Below are 17,353 nucleotides of genomic sequence, written 5' to 3'. Positions count from 1 at the left end.
CGCTGAATCCGTCCCCGATCACATCCACGCACGGACAAGGTTCACTCATGCGCTCTTCTTTCGACCTCCCTCTTTCCGGCCGCACGGCCCTGATCACCGGTGTCTCGCGCCGGAAAGGCATCGGGTTCGGCACCGCCAGGGCCCTCGCCGCGGCCGGGGCCAGTGTGTTCTTCCACCATCACCGCCCACACGACCTGGATCAGCCCTGGGGCGGGGATGACCTCGCCGCCGTGCGCGAGGACATCTCGGCCTGCGCCGCCGCGGGCGCGCGCGTCGGCGACGCGGCTGCCGACCTCCGCGACTTCTCGACGATCGAGCCGCTCCTCGATGCCGCGGCGTCGCTCACCGGCACCCTCGACATCCTCGTCTGCAACCAGGCGTTGAGCGGTGACGATGGGAGCATCTTCGAGATGACGGGAGACCGTCTGGATGCGCACTGGCAGGTGAATGCCCGCGCAAGCCTGCTGCTCACCGCAGGATTCGCTCGGCGTGCGCGCGCCCGGCTGACCGCGGCTGGCATCGAGCGTCCGTTCGAGCAGGCGACCGGCCACGTCATCTGGATGACTTCGGGACAGGCCCACGGGCCGATGGCGGGGGAAGTCGCCTATGCCACGAGCAAGGCGGCTCTCGCGGGTATCACGAAGACGGTCGCCGCTGAGCTACTCGATGCGGGCATCCTGCTGAACACCGTCAATCCCGGTCCGGTGAACACCGGCTATCTCGACCCCGAGACCGCCGACCGCGACGTGAGCTGGGTGCCCGGGTATCTCGCCGGCACGCCCTTCGGTCGGTTCGGTCGGCCTGAGGACCCGGCACGCCTGATCGCGTGGCTGTGTTCGGATGCCGGTTCGTGGATGGTCGGGCAAGTGCTCACCAGCGACGGCGGATTCTCGCTCCATCAGTAGACCGCGCGCCGCGGGCGCACGGAGGTGGGCGCTTCACGCGGGAATGTGCGCTTCGCGCGGACGGATTTCGGCATCCGCTCCGCGCGAAGCGCGCATCTCAGCGTCTGACGCCTCCGGGCCGATGCCTGCGCGGGTTCAGACGCTGGACGGCTCCTTGGCGGGCTCGGGGAAGATCGCGGTGAACAGCTGCCCGACCCAGGCGAGGAGCTCGGCGGCGGGCAACGGATCCATCCCCACACCGACCGGAGCGGGCACCGTCGGCATCGGGATGACCAGGGCCTCGCCGCCCGAGACGAGCTTCGCCTTCGGGTACAGCCGCTGCAGACGCACCTTCATCGAGTCCTCGAGACGCGCCGGGGCGATGCGCAGGTTCGAGCCCATGGCGACCACGTCGGCGAGCCCCGCTCTGGCGGCACGGCGCCGCAGGCGCGCGATGGCGACGAGCCCCTCGGCCTCGGCGGGCGGCGTCCCATAGCGGTCGGTGAGCTCTTCGATCACCAGGTCGATCGCGTCGTCCGCCGCGGTCGCGGTGGATGCCGTCGCCAGCTTCTGATACGCCTCCAGGCGCAGTCGTTCACTGTCGATGTAGTAGTCGGGGATGCGGGCATCCACCGGCAACTCGAGCCGCAGCTCCTGCCCGGTCTCGACCTCGTCGCCGCGGAAGGTGGCGACCGCCTCGCCGATCATCCGCAGGTACAGATCGAATCCGACACCGGCGATGTGCCCGGCCTGCTCGGCGCCGAGCAGGTTGCCCGCACCGCGCAGTTCGAGATCCTTCAGCGCCACCTGCATGCCGGAGCCGAGTTCGTTGTTGACGGCGATGGTCTGCAAACGGTCGGCGGCGGTCTCGCTGAGCGGCTTCATGTCGTCGTACAGGAAGTACGCGTACGCACGCTCACGGCCACGACCCACGCGCCCGCGCAGCTGATGCAGCTGCGACAGGCCGTACTTGTCGGCGCGATCGATGATGATCGTGTTCGCGTTGGAGATGTCGAGGCCGGTCTCGATGATGGTGGTCGAGACGAGTACGTCGTACTTGCGCTCCCAGAAGTCATCGACGACCTGCTCGAGCTGATGCTCGCCCATCCTGCCGTGTGCGACGGCGATCCGCGCCTCGGGGACGAGCTCGGCGAGTTCGGCGGCGACGCGCTGGATCGACTGCACGCGGTTGTGCACGAAGAACACCTGACCCTCGCGAAGGATCTCGCGCCGGATCGCGGCCGCGATCTGCTTGTCGCTGCGCGCCCCGACGAAGGAGAGGATCGGATGCCGGTCCTCCGGCGGCGTCTGCAGCGTCGACATCTCCCGGATGCCGGTGACCGCCATCTCGAGCGTGCGCGGGATCGGGGTGGCGCTCATGGCGAGGATGTCGACGTTGGTCTTCATCTTCTTGAGGGCGTCCTTGTGCTCCACACCGAAGCGCTGCTCCTCGTCGATGATCATCAGACCGAGGTCTTTGAAGATGACCTGGTCGGTGAGGATGCGGTGGGTGCCGATCACCATGTCGACCGACCCGTCGAGGAGTCCCTGCAGCGTGAGCCGCGCTTCCTTGTCGGTCTGGAACCGCGACAACGGCCGCACCTTCACAGGGAATCCGGCGAAACGCTCGGTGAACGTCTCGAGGTGCTGCTTGACGAGCAGGGTCGTCGGCACCAGCATCGCGACCTGCTTGCCCTCCTGAATCGCCTTGAACGCGGCGCGCACCGCGACCTCGGTCTTGCCGAAGCCGACGTCGCCCGAGAGCAGGCGGTCCATCGGGATGGGCCGCTCCATGTCGGCCTTGATCTCGTCGATCGTCTGCAACTGATCGTGGGTCTCGGCGAAGGGGAAGGCCTCTTCCAGCTCACGCTGCCAGGGGGTGTCCGGCCCGAAGGCGTAACCCTTGGCACTCATGCGGGCCGAGTAGAGCTTGACCAGCTCGACGGCGATGTCGCGCACGGCCTTGCGTGCCTTGCCCTTGGCGGCCGACCAGTCACTGCCGCCCATCTTCGAGAGCGTGGGTGCTTCGCCGCCGACATACTTCGACAGCAGGTCGAGCTGGTCGGTGGGCACGTACAGCTTGTCGCCGGGGTAGCCGCGCTTGGCCGGCGCGTATTCGAGCACGAGGTAGTCGCGGGTCGACTTGGTGGCGTTGCGACCGCCGGTGGACACCTCGCGCTGGGTCATCTCGACGAACCGGCCGATGCCGTGCGTGGTGTGCACGACGAAGTCGCCGGGCTTGAGCTGCAGCGGGTCGACGACGTTCTTCCGCCGTGAGGCGAGCTTCTTGACGACCCGCTGGTCGCCGCCGATCGTGCGGCCGTAGAACTCGTTGTCGGTGAGCACCGCAATCCGAGCATCCGGCACCTGGAAACCGGCCTCGATCGACCCGGTCGTGAGGGTGACGACCCCGGCTTCAGGGTTGTCGGCGAGATCGGCGACGATGCGCGCGGCGACGCCACGGTCGCTGAGCACGTCGCGGGCGCGCTCGACGAGCCCCTGACCGGAGGCGACGATGGCGACCCGCCAGCCGTCTTGCACCTTGGCCTCGACGAAGGCGATCGCGCCGTCGACGTTGCCGTGGAACGACGGGATGATCGAGGCGTCGAGGTTCGCGGCGTCCTCGTCGTCGCCGGCGAAGGTGCTCAGCCGCCACCAGACCCCGTCGCGTGCGTGCACGACCTCGCGGAGGGCGGCGACGGAGAGGAAGTCGCCGGCGTCGAGCCGGGCGCCCAGCAGCGCCGATGTGTCGACCGGGGCGTCGGCGCCGGAGGTCGCGGCGCTCCAGGCCGCGTCGAGGAACTCACGGTTCGTCTCGCCCAGGTTCTGCGCGCGTGCCGCGGCACGCTCGGGGTCGACGACGGCGGTCGCGCTGCGCTCGGGCAGGTAATCGACCAGCGACACAAGCGGTGCGGCGACGAGCGGCAGCAGCGATTCCATGCCCTCGACGGGGATGCCCTCGGCCATCTTCTCGAGCATGCCGGCGATCGCGGGGAAGGATCCGACGAGGGATGCCGCACGCTCGCGCACCTCGTCGGTGAGCTGCAGCTCACGGCTGGCGGGCAGCGAGACGATGTCGATGTCGCCGGGCAGCGAGCGCTGGTCGGCGACGGAGAACGCGCGGATCTGGTCGACCTCGTCGCCGAAGAACTCCACGCGCACGGGGTGGTCGGCCGTCGGCGGGAAGACGTCGAGGATGCCGCCGCGCACGGCGAACTCGCCGCGACGGGAGACCATGTCCACGCGCGAGTAGGCGCGTTCGACAAGCTGAGAGACGGCATCCTCCAGTTCGATGCCGCGGCCGCCGATACGCAGGTCGAGGGGTGCGGCGTCGCCGAGGTTCGCGGCGACCGGCTGCAGAGCGGCCCGGACGGACGCGACGACGACGATCGGCCGCTCACCGTTCCAGGTGCGGAGTCGGCGCAGGGTCTCCAGTCGCCGTCCGACCGTGTCGGGGCTGGGGCTCAGGCGCTCGTGCGGCAGCGTCTCCCACGCCGGAAACGTCAGAACCTCGGCATCACCGAGGTACGCCTGCAGTGCCGCGGCAAGGCTCTCGGCGCGGCGCCCCGTGGGCGTGATGGCGAGCACGGATGCCGGAGCACCGCTGTGTGCACGCTTGTCGAGGAGTCCGGCGAGCACCGGCGCATCCAGCCCGTCGACAAGTGAGACGTCGGCGTCGGTCTGGGCCCAGGTGAGGGCGTCACGGTAGAGGTTCGCCTCTTCCAAGGCGCGCAGAATCCCTGGAACAGTCACCGCAGAAGTCTAGTCCGCACCACCTACACTGGCGCGGTGCCGAGGGTGGAGCGGCGAGCACGGCGGGTGGCAGGATGAGGGCATGCCGGAGATGCCGGAGGTGCAGGGCCTCGTCGACTTCCTCGCAGGACGCGCGGTGGGCCATTCGATCACGCGCACGAGCGTGGGTGAGATCGCCGCGCTGAAGACGTACGATCCGCCGATCGAGGCGCTGAAGGACGCCGAGATCACGCGGGTCTCGCGCGCCGGCAAGTTCGTCGTGGTGACCTGCCGCGACGACCTCCATCTCGTGTTCCACCTGGCGAAGGCCGGATGGTTGCGTTGGTACGAGAAGCTGCCGACGACGCTCATCAAGCCGGGACGCAGCCCGATCGCGCTGCGCGTCGCCCTGGACGACGGCGCCGGGTTCGACCTCACCGAGGCCGGCACCAAGAAGTCGCTCGCCGTGTACGTGGTGCGCGACCCCGCCGACGTGCCGGGGATCGCGCGTCTCGGTCCCGATCCGCTCGATCCGGAGTTCACGCGGGCGGCATTCGGCGCGCTGTTGGCGGACCGGCGTACGCAGATCAAGGGCGTGCTGCGGGATCAGTCGATCATCGCGGGCATCGGCAACGCGTACAGCGACGAGATTCTGCATGCGGCGAAGATGTCGCCCTATGCGGTCGCCGCGAAACTGGACGCCGGCGAGGTCGATCGGCTGTTCGCGGCGATGCAGGCGACGCTGACAGATGCCGTGACGGCCGCCTCGGGCAAGCCGCCGGCGGATCTGAAGGATGCCAAGCGGCGCGGCATGCAGGTGCACGCCCGACGAGGCGAAGCGTGCCCGGTGTGCGGCGACACGGTACGCAGCGTGTTCTTCGCCGACCGGTCGCTGGAGTACTGCCCGACATGTCAGACCGGCGGCAAGGTGCTCGCCGACCGCCGGCTGTCGCGGCTGCTCAAGTAGCTCGAGCGGCCGCGTCGCGCCGCTCAGGCGGCGATGTCGTAGCGGGCTCGCCCGCCCAGCCGTGGGCGCCGCAGCGGATCGACGTAGGGCGGTGGAATGAACCGCGACCGGTAATCCCGGCGCCGTCGATGCGGATTTCCCAGCCGTTGTCGTGGGTGCGGTGATGGCAGCTCTCGCAGAGGAGAACGCCATTGTCGAGGTCGGTCGCGCCGGCATCCCGCTGCCACCAGCGGATGTGATGCGCCCGGGTGAGCTCGGGATCGAGTCCGCACATCGCGCAGCCGCCGTCGCGCGCGACGAGCGCCCTGCGCTGGGCCCCGGTGAAGAGGCGGCGTTCCCGGCCCCAGTCGAGAATCTCACCATCGCCGCCGAGTACCCACGGGATCGCGCCGCCGGACGCCGCCATCCGGCGGGCGGCGGCGATACTCACCGCGCTGTCGAAACCGTCGATCGTCGCGCAGCCTGCGCCGGATTCGAGATCGGTCAGGTCGACGCGCACGATCACGGTCGCTCCACCCAACGGCAGTTCGTCGGATTCGCACCCGACGGCGTGCGCACAGATCTCGCTGAGCGCATCGGCCTGCAGCATCGGAACGGTGCGTCGATCCGCATCAGGTGCGCCGGGCTCAATGGCATCCTTGCGCGCACGGAACACGGCGCTGACGATCCCCTGGATCGCGGTCTTGACCGGGGCGCCCGCAGCGATGTCGAGTTTGGCGTTGATGTGCAACATGCCGTCGCGTTCGAACATCGTCAGCGACCGGGCCGCCCGCGCCTCCTCTTCGCGCGGCGCGACCCCATCTGGGTCCAGCCACGCCTCCGCACGGGTGATGAGCTTGCGCACCTCGTCCATCGACAGCCCCGGCGCCCGTTCCACGAGCAGCACCTCAGCCTCGTGAACCCGCGCCGCGCCGACTTTCACCCACACCCGGTCCAACAGGCAGATGATCGCCGCCGCCACGGCAGCGCTCACAGCTCCCCGCCCCAGCGCAGCCCGCACCGCCGGGTACTTCGCCGGGAGCACCTCGCCCGACAGATTCGACCGTGGTGCGGTCGCCTCCCCCACCCGCACCAGACGCGCCGCGTCCCCGGTGCTCCCGCCACCGGTCGCCGCGATCAGAGCGGGCACTCCGCGGAACCCCTGCTCTTTCGCCAGACTCCCCGCCCCCAGCTCCGGCCGCGACTCGTGCGCGATACCCGCCGCGAGCTCGGCGTGCAGCGCGTCCAACCGGCGCCGCACCACCCCCACCGCATCATTCGCCGCGATCAACCGTCCCCGAGACAAGCTCTGCGCCGAGCCTGCGTCACCCCACGCAGCATCGAGGGCATCGATCGCCTCGTACAGCGGAGTCAGGTGTTCGGACATGACTCCATTCTACGTCAATATTCGAAGATATGTACGAGAATACTGGAACAACACAAACCGGACCCGACCTCCAGGTCGGCCTTGATCTTCATACAGTAAGCGCGCATACTACTTTTATGACGACCCTCAGCCATCACCGCGCCGAACTTCCCCACTCCGCCTCGACTGTCTTTGCGCTGTGGGCCGATCCCCGCGCCTGGGCGAAGTGGGATCCGGATGTCACGGCGGTCGAGTTCGACGGCGACGTCCGTATCGGAGCGCAGGGTCGCATGCGTCCGGCATCCGGCCCGTCCACCACCTTCACGATCACCCGGCTCGAAGCCGATCGGCGCGTCACCACGACATCCCGCCTCCCCGGCGCCACCCTCACGTTCGACCACCTCGTCGAGCCGAGCACCGCCGGTTCCGACGTCGAGGTACGGATCTCGGTCGACGGTGCTCTCGCCCCGCTCTGGCGCCGACTTCTCGGTCGCACCTTCGCACTGACGGCAACCCAGAACATCTCCGGCCTGTCACAGCACCTCGTCTCGCGATGACCGACGACGCCCTCCACTCCCGCTTCGCCGGCCCAGACCAGAGCCCCGGGTTCCTGCTCTGGAGGGTGACCAACGCCTGGCAGCGGGCGATCCGCGCGGCCCTCGCCCCGCACGGGCTCACTCACGTGCAGTTCGTTCTTCTGGCCACCATCGTCTCGCTGCATCCAGCGCCGGTCACTCAGCGTGAGCTCGCCGATGCCGCCGCGACCGACCCGATGATGACCTCGCAGGTCGTGCGCGCCCTGGCCGCGCGTGGCCTCATCGACCGCCACTCGCACCCGACCGACCGTCGCGCCGTCTCCCTCCGCGCGACCACCGAGGGGCTCCGCGCCGTCAACAGCGCGATACAGACGGTCGAAGACGCCGATGCCCAGTACTTCTCGGCCCTCGGAGCGCAGCACGAGGGTTTCCGCGATCTGCTCCTCACACTCGACACCCCCAGCCGAAACAACGGAGCGTCACACCGGGAATGAAATCCCCGCAGACACGTTGGGTAGACTTCAGAGCATCAACGTGCTCCGGGGTCGGTGTGAATCCGAACCGGCGGTGACAGTCCGCGAACGCCTGATCCCAGGCGCCGATCCGGTGGAAATCCGGAACCGACGGTGATGCGAGCGACAGCTCGCTAGTCCGGATGAGAGGAAGCACAGGGCGCGCACGCGCGCGTTCCGCGATCCCCGAAGCCTCAACGAAGGACGACGGATGGCCGTGAACGACGCAGAACGCGACGCGATGTCGCGGGCGCTCGCACTGGCGACCAACGGGCCGCGCGGTCTCAACCCGCAGGTCGGCGCCGTCATCCTCTCCCCCACCGGCGAGGTTCTCGCCGAAGGCTGGCACCGAGGCTCGGGCACGCCCCACGCCGAGGTGGACGCGCTCGCGCAGCTCACCGCCGAACAGACCCGCGGGGCAACCGCCGTCGTCACCCTCGAACCGTGCAATCACACCGGCCGCACGGGCCCCTGTGCGCAGGCGCTCATCGACGCCGGCGTCTCTCGCGTCGTCTACGCCGTCGACGATCCCGGCGACCATTCCAGCGGCGGCGCCGACCGCCTGCGCGCAGCCGGTGTCGACGTCGACGCCGGAGAGCAGACCGCCGCGGCAGGCATCCTCATCTCCGACTGGCTCGAGGTGCAGCGCCTCGGCCGCCCGCACGTCACCGTCAAGTGGGCGCAGAGCCTCGACGGCCGTGCGGCAGCATCCGACGGCACGAGCCAGTGGATCACCGGGCCGGAGGCGCGCGCCGATGTGCATCGCCGCCGTGCGGCATCCGACGCGATCGTCGTCGGCACCGGCACCGTGCTCGCCGACGATCCCGCCCTCACCGCCCGCGACGGCGACGCACTGTACGCCGAGCAGCCGGTTCCGGTGGTGATCGGGTCTCGGCCCACCCCGGCGGATGCGGCGCTGCACGCCCACCCGAAGGCGCCGCTGTTCTTCGCGTCGCACGATCTGGCATCCGTATTGGAGGAGCTCCGCACGCGCGGCATCCAGCGCGTCTTCGTCGAAGGCGGCCCGACCCTCGCCAGCGCGTTCATCGCGGCCGGGCTCGCCGACACGGTGCTCGCCTACGTCGCGCCTGTACTGCTCGGCGGCTCACGCCTCGCCCTCACCGACATCGGCGTCGACACGATCGCCGATGCCCGCCGCCTCACGGTCGACGAGTGGATGCCGCTCGGCGACGACCTGCTTGTGATCGCACACCCCACCGCCCCGGAAGGAGCCTGATGTTCACCGGAATCATCGAGGAGATCGGCCAGATCGCCGCCATCACCCCCGCAGGCGACGGCTGGCGACTCACCGTCCGCGCCCCGAAGGCCGCAGCCGACGCCGTGCACGGCGAGTCGATCGCCGTCGGCGGCGTGTGCCTCACGGTGGTCGACTCCACGGCCGACACCTTCGACGCCGACGTGATGAAGCAGACCCTCGACGTCTCCGCGCTGGGCGACGTCGTGGTCGGTTCGACCGTGAACATCGAGAAGGCCATGCCGATCGGCGCTCGCTTGGGCGGACACATCGTGCAGGGCCACGTCGACGGCACCGGCACCGTGCTCGAGGTGCGTCCGGGCGACCAGTGGCGCGTCATCCGCATCAGCCTGCCCGCTGACCTCGCCCCCCTCGTCGTCGACAAGGGCTCGATCAGCGTCGCCGGCACCTCGCTCACCGTCAGCGCGGTCAGCGCGCCGGATGCCGCTCAGGCCTGGTTCGAGATCTCGCTCATCCCCGAAACCCTCGTGGCCACGACCCTCGGCGCCCTCACCGTCGGTGACCGCGTCAACCTCGAGACCGACATCCTTGCCCGTCACGTCGAGCGCCTGCTCGCGTTCCGCACCGCTCCGGAAGGAGGCTCGCGATGAGCCTGTCCACCATCACCGAGGCCCTCGACGCCCTGCGCGCCGGGCGCCCGATCATCGTCGCCGACGATGAGAACCGCGAGAACGAGGGCGATGTCATCCTGTCGGCCGAACTCGCCACCCCGGAATCGGTGGCGTGGATGGTCCGCTGGTCGTCGGGTTTCGTCTGCGCACCGATGCCGGCCGACCTCGCCGATCAGCTGAACCTGCCCCCGATGGTCGAGTCCAACGAAGACGCCCGCTCCACCGCGTACACGGTCAGCGTGGATGCCGCCAGCGGCGTCACCACCGGCATCAGCGCGAGCGACCGCGCCCACACGCTCAACGTGCTGGCCGACCCGTCCTCGACCGCGACGAGCATCATCCGGCCCGGACACATCCTGCCGCTGCGCGCGGTCGACGGTGGCGTGCGCGAGCGCAGCGGCCACACCGAGGCGGCTGTCGAGCTCATGCGTCTGGCCGGTCTGCAGCCGGTCGGCGCGATCGCCGAGGTCGTCGCCGAGGACGGCAGCATGATGCGCCTGCCCGGCCTGATCGAGCTGGGCGCCCGCGACGGCGTACCGGTGATCACGATCGAGCAGCTCATCGCGCACCTGAACGAGCACGAGCCCGTCGATGCCACCGCGGCCCCGCAGAGCCGCCGTCGGGTGAGCCTGCGGGCGGATGCCACCGTGCCCACCGACCACGGCTCGTTCCGCTTCCTCGCGTACAAGGACCGGGTGACCGGCACCGATCACATCGCGGTCGTCTCGGGCGAGCTCGGTGACACCGCCCTCGTGCGCGTGCACTCGGAGTGCCTGACCGGCGAGGCGTTCGGTTCGCTGAAGTGCGAGTGCGGCCCGCAACTGCAGGCGGCCCTCGACTCGATCGAGCAGGACGGCGGCGTCGTCATCTACATGCGCGGCCACGAAGGACGCGGCATCGGGCTGATCAACAAGCTGCGCGCCTACGCCTTGCAGGAGGAAGGTCTCGACACCGTCGACGCCAACCTCGCCCTCGGCCTTCCCGCCGACGCCCGCGACTACGCGGCGGCAGCCGGCATCCTCTCCGATCTGGGCGTGTCGAAGGTGCGCCTGCTGACCAACAACACCGACAAGGTCAAGCAGCTGCGCGAGCTGGGCCTCGACGTGATCGAGCAGGTGCCGCTGATCGTCGGCGTCGGCCCCAACAACCACCAGTACCTCGAGACCAAGCGCGACCGCATGGGCCACATCATCGGCGAAGCCGAGCTGGCCGACGCCCTCGCCACCGGAAAGGACCACGCATGAGCGGCGCCGGAGCACCCACCACGTCCACCCCGATCGACGGGCGCGGCCTGCGCGTCGTCATCATCGCCGGCACCTGGCACGAGACGATCACGAACGGCATGATCGTCAGCGCCCAGCGCCTGCTCGACGAGGCGGGTGCAGCCCACAGCCTCGTGCGCGTTCCCGGCTCGTTCGAGCTCGCCGTGGCCGCGCAGGCGGCGTTCGCGGGCGGGGCCGATGCAGTGGTCGCCCTCGGTGTGATCATCCGCGGCGGCACCCCGCACTTCGAGTACGTGTCGGCGGCGACCACCGACGGCCTCACCCGGGTGTCGCTGGATGCCGGGAAGCCGGTCGGTTTCGGCGTGCTCACCCTCGACGACGAGCAGCAGGGCCTCGATCGTGCCGGCCTGCCCGGCTCGAAGGAGGACAAGGGCGCAGAGGCCGCGGACGCCGCCCTGCGCACGGCCCTGGTGACCCGCGAGCTGCGCGCCGGGAGCTGAGGTTCGCCTCACTGGTATTCCGTCACCAGGGGCAATAGCGTGAGGGCATGGAGACCCTGCGCCACATCGTGCTGTTCATCCACCTCATCGGCTTCGCGACGCTGTTCGGCGCGTGGGCCGTCGAGGCCTTCGGCGGAAAGCGGCGCATCACGAGCCTGATGCACATCGGCGTGACGATCGCCGCCGTCGCCGGCCTCGCCCTCGCCGCCCCGTGGGGGCTCGCCGAGGGCGTGGAGCTGAACTACGCGAAGGTGGGCACGAAGCTCGTCATCGTACTGGTGATCGGCGCGCTGCTCGGCATCGGTCAGGGCCGCCAGCGCAAGACAGGCGCGGTTCCGCCCGCGATGTTCTGGGGCATCGGCATCCTCACCCTCGTCAACGCCGGTATCGCCGTTCTCTGGTGAGCTGACCGACCTGTCGGGCTCTGCTGACGTCGCCCGGCCTGCGGGGCTGAACGGGTGATCTCGCGCCGGCTCGGCGTGTCAGACGCTGCGGCAGCCGCGACACGCCGCTACAGCGGAAAACCACCCGTTGCGCCCCGCAGCGGCGATCCCGGATGCCCCGGCGCGGCGCTCAGAACGACGCGACGACCCGGCGCGCCGCACGGTCGAGGGTCATCTCGCCGCCGTAGGGCAGGATCCATTGCGGCCGGGTGTGCCCGAACGGCACTCCGACGCACACGACGGCCTCGGGGTCGTAACGCGTCACCTGCGTCATCACCGCATCACGCTGAGCGGCGCGCAGCGCAGCGCCGGCGGCAGGGCTCGGGTTCACATCGAAAGTGCTGACCGGCGGGCGGGCGACCAGCACGCCTGACACCGCCGCAAGCAGACCCCGCTCGCCGAAGGCACGCAGCTGCTCGGCGACCGCGTCGGCCGGGGTGAGTCGTTCGCTCGTCTCGATCAGCAGGATGCTGCCGTGAAGCTCCGCATTCGTCGGCAACCGGTCGGCGAGCGCGAGCTGACTGAGCACTTCCAGGCATCCGCCCCACGTCGGCCCGCTGACCCGGCGCTCGGGCCCGGCCCAGCTCCAGTCACCCGTGGCCGCGCGGTCGCCGAACTCGGTGAGGGCGCGCGGATCCTCCCAGCGACGACCGTAGTCCTCAGACATGCCCGGCTCGGTGATCTCGACATCGCCGCCGTCGAGCAACGCGGCGCGCAGCGAACGCAGATGGATGCGGTCGATCTCCGGCCCCGCCCCCAGATGCACCTGGGTCGAACCGCCGTGGAACGCCGAAATCCCCAGGCGCCACAGCCAGTTGAGGATGTTGGTGTTGTCGCTGTAGCCGACGAAGGGCTTCGGGTCGGCCACGGCGAGCGCCGGGTCGAGGTGCGGGGTCACCGTGATCTGGTCGTCGCCGCCGATCGTCGCGAGGATGCCGCGGATGCCGGGATCGGCGAAGGCCGCGTTGACATCGGCCGCGCGGGCCTCGGCGCTCGCACCGAGCAGTCGCGTGGTCGGATACTCGACCGGCACCAGCCCGGTCTCGGCCGCGAGTCGGCGCATTGCCTGCTCGTGCAGGGCTTCCGAGACGGCGGGCGCGGCGAAGGCGGGCGAGAGCACGGCGATGCGGTCGCCGGGCGCGAGCTTGGGGGGACGCAGCATCCCTCCATCCTGTCAGCGCCCTCCCCGGTCAGCGTCCGATGCCGCACTCGACCCGGAACGGCGAGACAATAGAAGCAACCCCACAGAACGAGGTCTCGCATGTCCAGCACGGCGCCGACGCGCCGACGCGGACGCGGCGCGCAGCAGGATGGCCCGCGCGCCACGTTCCGTCAGCTCCTCCCCTTCCTCTTCGAGCACAAGCGCACCCTCGTGGTCGTCGCGGTGCTCAGCATCATCGGTGCCGCGACGTCGCTCGTGCAGCCGCTGCTGGTCGGTCAGGTCATCGATCGGGTGCAGAACAACGTGCCGCTGGGGACTCTCGTCTGGTTGCTGATCGGCTTCGTCGTCGTCTCGTCGATCATCTCCGGCTACCAGCACTACCTGCTGCAGCGCACCGGCACGGCCGTCGTCTACTCCAGCCGGCGACAGTTGATCCGTCGCATCCTGCATCTGCCGATCAGCGAATTCGACGCCAGGCGCACCGGGGATCTCGTCTCGCGGGTCGGCACAGACACGACGCTGCTGTACGCCGTGCTCACGCAGGGCCTGGCGGATGCCGTCGGCGGGGCGATCCTCTTCCTCGGCGCCCTCGTCGCCATGCTGGTGATCGACCCCGTCCTGCTCGCCCTCATCGTCGTCGTGATCGGCGTCTCGGTCGTCACCGTGGTGCTGCTCAGCGGCCGCATCCGCACCGCCTCAGCTGCGCAGCAGGAGAAGGTGGGCGAGCTCGCATCCGGTGTGGAGCGCGCGGTTTCGTCGATTCGCACGGTGCGCGCCTCGGGAGCGACCGAGCGCGAGACGGAAGCCGTGCAGGGCCTCGCCTCCGACGCCTACGGCCTGGGTGTGCGCATCGCGAAGATCTCGTCGCTCGTCGTGCCCGTCGCCGGCATCGCCATGCAGGTGTCGCTGCTGGTCGTGCTCGGCGTCGGCGGGTTCCGCGTGGCATCCGGCGCGCTGACGATCGCATCGCTGGTGACGTTCATCATGTTCTTGTTCATGCTGATCATGCCGCTCGGGCAGGCGTTCGGGGCGATCACGTCGGTGAACCAGGCGCTCGGCGCGCTGGGGCGCATCCAGGAAGTGCTCGATCTGCCCACCGAGGAGCAACACGACACGGCAGACGCCCTCGCCGTCGCGACCGCCGTCGCCGGAGCTCCCGCCCTGGAGTTCGCCGACGTGCGCTTCCGCTACCCCGAGAACGTCGTGGCAGCACGCCAGGCCGCCGCGAAAGAGGCGCAGAACCTACTCGTCGACGCCCACCTGGATCGCGGCACCGAGGAGGCACCCGCACCCGCCCCCGCGCACGACGTGCTGCGCGGCGTCTCCTTCACCGTGCCGCGCGGGGCGCGCGTCGCCCTGGTCGGCCCGAGCGGCGCGGGCAAGAGCACCGTCCTGAGTCTGATCGAGCGCTTCTACGACCCGACCGGCGGCAGCATCCGTCTGCACGGTCACGACCTGCGTACGTACCCGCGTGCTGAGCTGCGCGCCCACTTCGGCTACGTGGAGCAGGACGCACCGACACTGGCCGGCACACTGGCCGACAACCTGCGTCTCGCGTCGCCGGATGCCACGGATGCCGAATGCGAACGCGTTCTGCGCGCCGTGAATCTCGGCGAGGTGCTCGAACGCAGTCCCCTGGGTCTGCAGGCGCCCGTGGGTGAAGACGGCGTGATGCTGTCGGGCGGCGAGCGTCAGCGGCTCGCGATCGCGCGGGCGCTGCTGACGGATGCCCCGATCCTGCTGCTCGACGAGTCGACGTCATCGCTCGACGGCGTGAATGAGCAGCGGATGCGCGAGGCGATCGAGCAGGTGCAGGCGGATCGCACGCTCGTGGTGATCGCGCACCGGTTGTCGACCGTCGTCGACAGCGATGTGATCGTCGTGCTGCAGGACGGTGAGGTCGCCGGGATCGGCACGCACAGCGAGCTCGTGGAGCAGGTGCCGCTGTACCGCGACCTGGCCCGCCACCAACTCCTCGCCTGACCCCCGCTCCCCCTCGCCCTCTCCCCCTCGCCCGTCTTTCTCCGCCGCGTCTCGCACGCACGTCTACCTCCGCCGAGACCCCGGTTTCGCGTCGAGACCCCGGGCTGCGGATGCCCGCAAGGCGGGGTCTCGGCGACAGCCCGGGGTCTCGGCGAAGGTGACGTGGGGCGTGGGCGCGGGGCGTGGGGCGTAGGGGGCGGGAGAGACAGGGGCGTGAGGGGCAGAGGAAACGCGACGGCGGGATGCCGGGACCACTCAGCCATGTGTCGTCCCGACATCCCGCCGTCGCGGGTCTGAATCAGCGCGTGGCGCTGAGGCGGTAGCGCAGAGCCTCGAGCTCGCTGCGCAGTGCCGCCGGCAGGTGGTCGCCGAAGATGCCGTAGAACTCCTCGGTGGAGTCGGCCTCGGCCGACCAGGCGGCGGTGTCGACCTGGAAGAGCTCGTCGAGGTCGGCCTGCGGGATGTCGAGACCCTCGAGGTTGAGGTCTTCGATCCGCGGCAGGCGGCCGATCGGGCTGTCCACGGCGTCGACCTCGCCCGAGATGCGACGGATGACCCAGTCGATCACGCGCGAGTTGTCGCCGAAGCCGGGCCACAGGAACCGGCCGTCTTCGCCGCGGCGGAACCAGTTGACCTGGAAGATGCGCGGTGCGCGGTCGAAGCGCAGACCGCGGCCGACCTTCAGCCAGTGTCCGAAGTAGTCGCCCATGTTGTATCCGCAGAACGGGAGCATCGCGAACGGGTCGCGACGCAGCTCGCCCAGGGTGCCCTCGGCTGCAGCGGTGCGCTCCGACGAGATCGTCGAGCCGAGGAAGACGCCGTGCGTCCAGTCGGTCGCCTCGACGACCAGCGGCACGTTCGTCGCACGACGGCCACCGAAGAGGATGACATCGAGCGGCACGCCCTCGGGCGCTTCCCAGTCCTCGGCGATCTGCGGGCACTGCGATGCGGCCACGGTGAAGCGCGAGTTCGGGTGCGCGGCGGGGCGTCCCGAATCCGGCGTCCACGGGTTGCCCTCCCAGTCGGTGAGGTTCGCCGGCGGGGTGTCGGTCAGACCCTCCCACCAGACGTCGCCGTCGGGACGCAGCGCGACGTTCGTGAAGATCGTGTTGCCCCACAGCGTCTCGACGGCAGTGACGTTCGTGGCCTCGCCGGTGCCGGGTGCGACGCCGAAGAAGCCGGCCTCGGGGTTCATGGCGTACATCCGGCCGTCCTCGCCGGGGCGGATCCAGACGATGTCGTCGCCGAGGGTCTCGACCTTCCAGCCGGGGATGGTCGGGCGCAGCATGGCGAGGTTCGTCTTGCCGCAGGCCGACGGGAAGGCGGCCGCCACGTGGTGCGCCTTACCCTTCGGGTCGGTGACACGGATGAGCAGCATGTGCTCGGCGAGCCAGCCCTCGTCGCGGGCGATCACCGAGGCGATGCGCAGCGCGAAGGCCTTCTTGGCCAGGATCGCGTTGCCGCCGTATCCGGAACCGTACGACCAGACCTCGAGCGTGTCGGGGTACTGGACGATGTACTTGTCGTCGTTGCACGGCCAGGCGACATCCTTCTCGCCCGGGGCGAGCGGGGCACCGACCGAGTGCACGGTCTTGACCCACGGTGCGCCTTCGGCGATCTGGCGGGTGACGGCGTCACCCACGCGGGTCATGATGCTGATGGATGCCACCGCGTACGCGCTGTCCGTGACCTGGACGCCGACGTAGGAGAGCGCGCCGCCGACGGGGCCCATCGAGAACGGCACCACGTACATCGTGCGACCGCGCATGGACCCTTCGAACAGGCCGCTCAGCTTCTCGCGCATCTCCGCGGGGTCGGCCCAGTTGTTCGTGGGGCCGGCATCCTCTTCCTTCTCGGAAGCAATGAAGGTGCGACCCTCGGTGCGGGCGACGTCGCTCGGGTGCGAGCGGGCGAGGTACGAGCCGGGGCGCCACTCGGGGTTGAGCTTGATCAGCTTGCCTTCGTCGACCATCTCGCGCAGCAGCGCGTCGTTCTCGGCGCGGGAGCCGTCGACCCAGTGGATGTGCGCGGGCTGCGTCAGCTCGGCGATCTCGGCGACCCAGGCGCGCAGGTCGTCCATGGCCGGAGCCTCGTAGGCCGGCGCCGCACCGTATTCGCGCGCCGGGGTGACGGCGGGGACGCGGGGGGCGAAGGTCTCGGCGAGTGCCATGTCTGCTCC

The 17,353-nt window shown here is 69.9% G+C and carries 14 protein-coding genes and 1 riboswitch; of the genes, 10 read left to right on the top strand and 4 right to left on the bottom strand.

Annotated features, from left to right (window positions below):
- Nucleotides 1-47 precede the first annotated feature (47 nt).
- Nucleotides 48-905: an SDR family oxidoreductase gene (locus tag WDU93_RS04475; protein ID WP_337317976.1), complete on the top strand. Its 858-nt coding sequence runs from the start codon at nucleotides 48-50 to the stop codon at nucleotides 903-905.
- Nucleotides 906-1,040: 135 nt separating this feature from the next.
- Here WDU93_RS04475 and mfd read toward each other — a convergent pair whose 3' ends face one another.
- On the bottom strand, nucleotides 1,041-4,637 hold the full coding sequence (gene mfd / locus WDU93_RS04470) for a transcription-repair coupling factor (protein WP_337317974.1): 3,597 nt from the start codon (nucleotides 4,635-4,637) through the stop codon (nucleotides 1,041-1,043).
- Nucleotides 4,638-4,719: 82 nt separating this feature from the next.
- On the opposite strand from mfd, the gene WDU93_RS04465 reads away from it, so the two are divergent.
- Nucleotides 4,720-5,583, top strand: coding sequence for an Fpg/Nei family DNA glycosylase (locus WDU93_RS04465; protein ID WP_337317972.1), 864 nt, complete (start codon nucleotides 4,720-4,722; stop codon nucleotides 5,581-5,583).
- Here the strand turns inward: WDU93_RS04465 and WDU93_RS04460 are convergent.
- Nucleotides 5,576-6,949: a DUF222 domain-containing protein gene (locus WDU93_RS04460; RefSeq protein WP_337317970.1), complete on the bottom strand. Its 1,374-nt coding sequence runs from the start codon at nucleotides 6,947-6,949 to the stop codon at nucleotides 5,576-5,578. The two genes, WDU93_RS04465 and WDU93_RS04460, sit on opposite strands and share 8 nt — an antisense overlap.
- A 116-nt stretch (nucleotides 6,950-7,065) precedes the next feature.
- Between WDU93_RS04460 and WDU93_RS04455 the strand changes: the two genes are divergently transcribed.
- The 7 genes from WDU93_RS04455 to WDU93_RS04425 all read left to right on the top strand — a co-directional run bounded on the left by WDU93_RS04455 (nucleotide 7,066) and on the right by WDU93_RS04425 (nucleotide 11,990).
- Nucleotides 7,066-7,485 (top strand): SRPBCC family protein, encoded by a 420-nt coding sequence (locus WDU93_RS04455; RefSeq protein ID WP_337317968.1) that lies wholly within the window; start codon nucleotides 7,066-7,068, stop codon nucleotides 7,483-7,485.
- A complete protein-coding gene (locus tag WDU93_RS04450; RefSeq protein WP_337317966.1) occupies nucleotides 7,482-7,958 on the top strand; it encodes a MarR family winged helix-turn-helix transcriptional regulator in 477 nt (158 codons plus the stop codon). The genes WDU93_RS04455 and WDU93_RS04450 overlap by 4 nt, the downstream gene beginning before the upstream one ends.
- Before the next feature lie 38 nt (nucleotides 7,959-7,996).
- Nucleotides 7,997-8,135, top strand: a riboswitch (FMN riboswitch).
- 52 nt (nucleotides 8,136-8,187) lie between these two features.
- Nucleotides 8,188-9,213, top strand: a complete 1,026-nt coding sequence (gene ribD, locus WDU93_RS04445; protein WP_337317963.1) for a bifunctional diaminohydroxyphosphoribosylaminopyrimidine deaminase/5-amino-6-(5-phosphoribosylamino)uracil reductase RibD — start codon at nucleotides 8,188-8,190, stop codon at nucleotides 9,211-9,213.
- Nucleotides 9,213-9,842 (top strand): riboflavin synthase, encoded by a 630-nt coding sequence (locus tag WDU93_RS04440; RefSeq protein WP_337317961.1) that lies wholly within the window; start codon nucleotides 9,213-9,215, stop codon nucleotides 9,840-9,842. Before ribD ends, WDU93_RS04440 begins: the two co-directional genes overlap by 1 nt.
- Complete coding sequence (gene ribA / locus WDU93_RS04435; protein WP_337317959.1) at nucleotides 9,839-11,107, top strand: GTP cyclohydrolase II; 1,269 nt, start codon at nucleotides 9,839-9,841, stop codon at nucleotides 11,105-11,107. Before WDU93_RS04440 ends, ribA begins: the two co-directional genes overlap by 4 nt.
- Nucleotides 11,104-11,586 (top strand): 6,7-dimethyl-8-ribityllumazine synthase, encoded by a 483-nt coding sequence (gene ribH, locus WDU93_RS04430; protein ID WP_337317957.1) that lies wholly within the window; start codon nucleotides 11,104-11,106, stop codon nucleotides 11,584-11,586. Before ribA ends, ribH begins: the two co-directional genes overlap by 4 nt.
- A 47-nt stretch (nucleotides 11,587-11,633) precedes the next feature.
- Nucleotides 11,634-11,990 (top strand): Fe-S protein, encoded by a 357-nt coding sequence (locus WDU93_RS04425; RefSeq protein ID WP_337317955.1) that lies wholly within the window; start codon nucleotides 11,634-11,636, stop codon nucleotides 11,988-11,990.
- A 169-nt stretch (nucleotides 11,991-12,159) separates the two neighbouring features.
- On the opposite strand, the gene WDU93_RS04420 is transcribed toward WDU93_RS04425, so the two are convergent.
- Nucleotides 12,160-13,191 carry a S66 family peptidase gene (locus WDU93_RS04420; RefSeq protein WP_337317953.1) on the bottom strand — a complete coding sequence of 344 codons (1,032 nt, stop codon included), beginning with the start codon at nucleotides 13,189-13,191 and terminating at the stop codon, nucleotides 12,160-12,162.
- A gap of 99 nt (nucleotides 13,192-13,290) precedes the next feature.
- On the opposite strand from WDU93_RS04420, the gene WDU93_RS04415 reads away from it, so the two are divergent.
- Nucleotides 13,291-15,174: an ABC transporter ATP-binding protein gene (locus tag WDU93_RS04415; RefSeq protein WP_337317951.1), complete on the top strand. Its 1,884-nt coding sequence runs from the start codon at nucleotides 13,291-13,293 to the stop codon at nucleotides 15,172-15,174.
- 298 nt (nucleotides 15,175-15,472) lie between these two features.
- Here the strand turns inward: WDU93_RS04415 and WDU93_RS04410 are convergent, their stop codons facing one another.
- Nucleotides 15,473-17,344, bottom strand: coding sequence for a phosphoenolpyruvate carboxykinase (GTP) (locus WDU93_RS04410; RefSeq protein WP_337317949.1), 1,872 nt, complete (start codon nucleotides 17,342-17,344; stop codon nucleotides 15,473-15,475).
- Nucleotides 17,345-17,353 lie beyond the last annotated feature (9 nt).

Source organism: Microbacterium istanbulense (genome assembly GCF_037204145.1).
GTDB lineage: Bacteria > Actinomycetota > Actinomycetes > Actinomycetales > Microbacteriaceae > Microbacterium > Microbacterium istanbulense.
The sequence above is the reverse complement of the archived record's forward strand: the minus strand, read 5'-3'. Positions and strand labels throughout refer to the sequence as shown.

Bases quoted from the DNA above. Each gene is read 5' to 3' on its own strand.
- WDU93_RS04475 (WP_337317976.1), top strand. From the start codon at position 48: ATGCGCTCTTCTTTCGACCTCCCTCTTTCCGGCCGCACGGCCCTGATC.
- WDU93_RS04465 (WP_337317972.1), top strand. From the start codon at position 4,720: ATGCCGGAGATGCCGGAGGTGCAGGGCCTCGTCGACTTCCTCGCAGGA.
- WDU93_RS04460 (WP_337317970.1), bottom strand. From the start codon at position 6,949: ATGTCCGAACACCTGACTCCGCTGTACGAGGCGATCGATGCCCTCGAT.
- WDU93_RS04455 (WP_337317968.1), top strand. From the start codon at position 7,066: ATGACGACCCTCAGCCATCACCGCGCCGAACTTCCCCACTCCGCCTCG.
- WDU93_RS04450 (WP_337317966.1), top strand. From the start codon at position 7,482: ATGACCGACGACGCCCTCCACTCCCGCTTCGCCGGCCCAGACCAGAGC.
- ribD (WP_337317963.1), top strand. From the start codon at position 8,188: ATGGCCGTGAACGACGCAGAACGCGACGCGATGTCGCGGGCGCTCGCA.
- WDU93_RS04440 (WP_337317961.1), top strand. From the start codon at position 9,213: ATGTTCACCGGAATCATCGAGGAGATCGGCCAGATCGCCGCCATCACC.
- ribA (WP_337317959.1), top strand. From the start codon at position 9,839: ATGAGCCTGTCCACCATCACCGAGGCCCTCGACGCCCTGCGCGCCGGG.
- ribH (WP_337317957.1), top strand. From the start codon at position 11,104: ATGAGCGGCGCCGGAGCACCCACCACGTCCACCCCGATCGACGGGCGC.
- WDU93_RS04425 (WP_337317955.1), top strand. From the start codon at position 11,634: ATGGAGACCCTGCGCCACATCGTGCTGTTCATCCACCTCATCGGCTTC.
- WDU93_RS04420 (WP_337317953.1), bottom strand. From the start codon at position 13,191: ATGCTGCGTCCCCCCAAGCTCGCGCCCGGCGACCGCATCGCCGTGCTC.
- WDU93_RS04415 (WP_337317951.1), top strand. From the start codon at position 13,291: ATGTCCAGCACGGCGCCGACGCGCCGACGCGGACGCGGCGCGCAGCAG.
- WDU93_RS04410 (WP_337317949.1), bottom strand. From the start codon at position 17,344: ATGGCACTCGCCGAGACCTTCGCCCCCCGCGTCCCCGCCGTCACCCCG.